The organism is Salegentibacter sp. (assembly GCF_041642575.1).
In the GTDB taxonomy this organism is placed as follows: domain Bacteria; phylum Bacteroidota; class Bacteroidia; order Flavobacteriales; family Flavobacteriaceae; genus Salegentibacter.
Window position 1 is genome coordinate 1 of the sequence record NZ_JBEPWD010000159.1, and the last position, 3185, is coordinate 3185.

Annotated in this window: 4 protein-coding genes; 3 read left to right on the forward strand and 1 reads right to left on the reverse strand. The window is 37.5% G+C overall.

Annotated features, from left to right (window positions below; genetic code table 11):
- Positions 1-621 (forward strand): MarC family protein (locus ACESK1_RS12765; protein ID WP_372920561.1); only part of this gene is annotated, 621 nt, incomplete at its 5' end.
- A gap of 1 nt (position 622) precedes the next feature.
- Here ACESK1_RS12765 and ACESK1_RS12770 read toward each other — a convergent pair.
- Positions 623-1024, reverse strand: coding sequence for a hypothetical protein (locus tag ACESK1_RS12770; RefSeq protein ID WP_372920562.1), 402 nt, complete (start codon positions 1022-1024; stop codon positions 623-625).
- Positions 1025-1140: 116 nt separating this feature from the next.
- Here ACESK1_RS12770 and ACESK1_RS12775 point away from each other — a divergent pair, with 116 nt between their 5' ends.
- Both ACESK1_RS12775 and ACESK1_RS12780 read left to right on the forward strand, forming a co-directional pair.
- Positions 1141-1587 carry an Lrp/AsnC family transcriptional regulator gene (locus ACESK1_RS12775; RefSeq protein WP_372920563.1) on the forward strand — a complete coding sequence of 149 codons (447 nt, stop codon included), beginning with the start codon at positions 1141-1143 and terminating at the stop codon, positions 1585-1587.
- Between the two features lie 483 nt (positions 1588-2070).
- Positions 2071-3185, forward strand: a 1115-nt coding sequence (locus ACESK1_RS12780; protein WP_372920564.1) for a hypothetical protein, incomplete at its 3' end; no start/stop codon positions are given.

Consider the following 3185-nt stretch of genomic DNA (forward strand, 5'->3'; position numbering starts at 1 on the left):
AAAACTATGGAAAATTTCTGGTTGTTTGCCATAGGAGTTTTTACCGCGTTTTTTGCGATCAATAATCCTGTGGGGAATATCCCGATCTTTATGAGCCTTACCAAACAGGCTGATAGGACCAGGAAGAGACATATTTCCAAAAAAGCAACTTTTACGGCTTTTATTATAGTTTCCGGTTTTATAGTTTTGGGAAAATATATCTTCGATTTCTTCGGATTAACTATCCCGGCCTTTAAGATTACGGGAGGAATACTTGTTTTTTTCGTGGGATTTGAGATGATTCGAGCGCAGCAATCCAGTATTGATAACCAGACCGAGATAGACTTTAATGAAGGAATTTCGATTTCTCCATTAGCAATTCCAATTTTGGCGGGACCGGGAACGATAGTAACGGCAATGAACTATACCACCACAGCCGATTATCTTGATATGGCTATTTTAGTGTTAGTGTTTGGTCTTGTAATGTTACTGAATCATTTGGCTTTTATTTCGAGTGATTACCTGGTGCGGTTCATCGGACAAAACAAGATCATTGTGATTGAAAAGATTATGGGACTGATTATCGCTATAATCGGGACCAACATGTTTATACAGGGAGTAAATCTTGCTTTTCTGGAATAGATTAAGCCTTATGGTTATGAAACCAGTCGGAGACCATTTTGTCGAAAGTATGGATTTCTTTGCGTAAAAGATTAAGAAACTCAACTTCCTTTACTCCACAGCATTCCAGTTTTTTGCAAAGACTTTTCAGGTTTCGGGCTACTGCTCTGATATTTCTTATCCGTTGAAGGCGTGATTCTGAATTTGGGGCGCAAGCTGCCGATGCAATTCCGGGGGCGAGCTGAAGCGATTCAGTAACCAGATGTCCGGCTTCAAAATCTTGTGGGTTAGCAGAAAGATCCATCTCCAAAACGTGTTTATCATTTGTGAAATACGCAGCCATAGCACGTGAAATTCTAAAGATCTCCAGGGCTTTTCTGTATACCGGTAAATGATAAGTATTGTTTGGAAATGCTGATTCCATATTCTTCCAATTTTAATCTAAATTTACCAAGAAAGCCACAGTGTCTTCTTTCATTTTTAATTCTGAATAATTAATTTACCTTTGATTTTAAGGAATTACTTCTGAAAACTTTAAATATGAAGATAGACGAATTGAATTGGGCCATCCTGGAAAGACTTCAAAAAAATGCTCGCAGATCCTTCTCAGATATAGGTAGAGAAATTGGGTTGAGTTCCCCGGCAGTGGCCGAGAGAGTTAAAAAAATGGAAGATGCCGGGGTTATTTCAGGTTACAAAACCGAGGTTTCCTATCATAAAACAGGCTATCAATTGAAAGCTATAATCACCTTACGTGCATTCATGGGGCGACTGAAACCTTTTTTGGAAAAAGTTGTCGAATTCAGGGAGGTGGTTAATTGCTATCGTATTACCGGAAATGAGAACATTATAATGGAGGTGGTTTTATCTGATCAGGTTCACCTAACCGAATTTATAGATCGTCTTATTACTTACGGAGAAATAAAAACCCACATTATTCTTTCTAACGTGATTGAGCATGCGCCTATAAAGAGAAGGCTTGGTTAAAATTTATTAATCTCACCCCTTTTACACTTGTTAAATAATGCCTTTTTTGGAGGTTTTGTTAACTTATCTTTACGCCTCGCTATCTGTTTAAGTTAAATCCAAATTAATTGTAATTTTCTTAATACTTCTACGACTTATCTGTGACTAGATTTGTACTAGTCGAAACAATAAAATTAATTATGAGAAAATATAGTCCTTTATTTTTAATACTAGCCGTGGTGACCGGGCTGATAGGCTTTACAGGTCTTAGTTTTTCCGGGATTGAAGTTGTGAGAGTATTATTTTTGATATTTGCCGATCTTTTGGTAATATCGATTTTAGCCAAACTGATATTTCCGTCTGAAAAAATGAAATTACAAAGAATAAAATCTGAATAAAGAATTTAATTCTTTCCCAATAAAAAGCTTTCATCTTATAAGATGGAAGCTTTTTTTATGGATTATTTTTAAATTACAAATTGTATCTTTATAATAAAGCAATTAAATGATACGACTTTTTCTAAGTTTAATAATTGGGATTTTTATCTTGAACCATTCCTGGTCCCAGGAAACTCTTATCTCTAAAGGAGTTGTTGTAGATTCCTTAACCGTGCAGGATAGTATTTCTGAAAGTTTTTCTATTTATATTCCGAAGGACTTTGAAAACGGGGAAACCTGGCCGGTTCTTGTACTCTTTGATCCTGAAGGTAGGGGGAGGTCTACGGCCCAGCTTTTTAGAAGTATTGCGGAAGAACAGGGGTATATTATTATCGCTTCAAATGAGATTTTGAATAAAACCTCATTACAAACCAATCTTCCAGTGGCTGCCCGGCTAATAGAACGTTTGCTTATTTCAATTCCTGCTAACCCATCTATGATATACGTAGGAGGCCTGCAGGAAGGGGCTCAATTAGCATCGGCAACCCCTTTAATTTATAAGGAAATTCGCGGAGTACTTGCCGTAGGGGACGCCTGGATCAATACTGAATTAACCGAAAAGATGAAACCATTTTTCTTTAGCGCCGTAGCCGGCGATGAAGATGCCGGACTTTTTAAGTTACAAGCTTTTCTGGAGTATTATAAACGGGAAAAATATCCAACAGAAATTAATTTCTTCGATGGGAAAAATGACGAATGGCCCGACACTTTTGTTTTGAGCAACGCTGTTTCGGCTTTCACTCTTGATGCATTGGCAAAAGGATTAAGAGAAAAAGATCAGGGGTTTGTTCAAAATTTGTTTGAAAAAGAACTTAAATCTGCCGAGATGCTTCGACGGCAGAGAACTTACCTCAGAGCATACGAGAAACTAGAACAAATAGAGAACAAGTATTCTCTTTTTGATGTTGACTTAAATAAACTGAAAGATCGCCAAAAGGAGCTGAGGCGAAATAGAGCCTATAAACAGCAACGCCGGGATTTTAGAAGAGCTGAGAGTTTAGAGGGTGCCAAGCAGGAAGAATACCGTCAATTGATGGATATGGATATTATAAGTACTAATTTTGAAAATATCGGGTGGTGGGAATACCAGATGGAAGAACTTCAAGAGAAGGCTGAGAAAGGTAATCTTGCCGAAAAAAAAGTCTATAACCGCTTGCAGGATTTTCTGAAGGAGCTGACCCG

Excerpts from the sequence above, each read along its gene's own strand:
- ACESK1_RS12770 (WP_372920562.1), bottom strand. The coding sequence starts at position 1,024 with ATGGAATCAGCATTTCCAAACAATACTTATCATTTACCGGTATACAGA.
- ACESK1_RS12775 (WP_372920563.1), top strand. The coding sequence starts at position 1,141 with ATGAAGATAGACGAATTGAATTGGGCCATCCTGGAAAGACTTCAAAAA.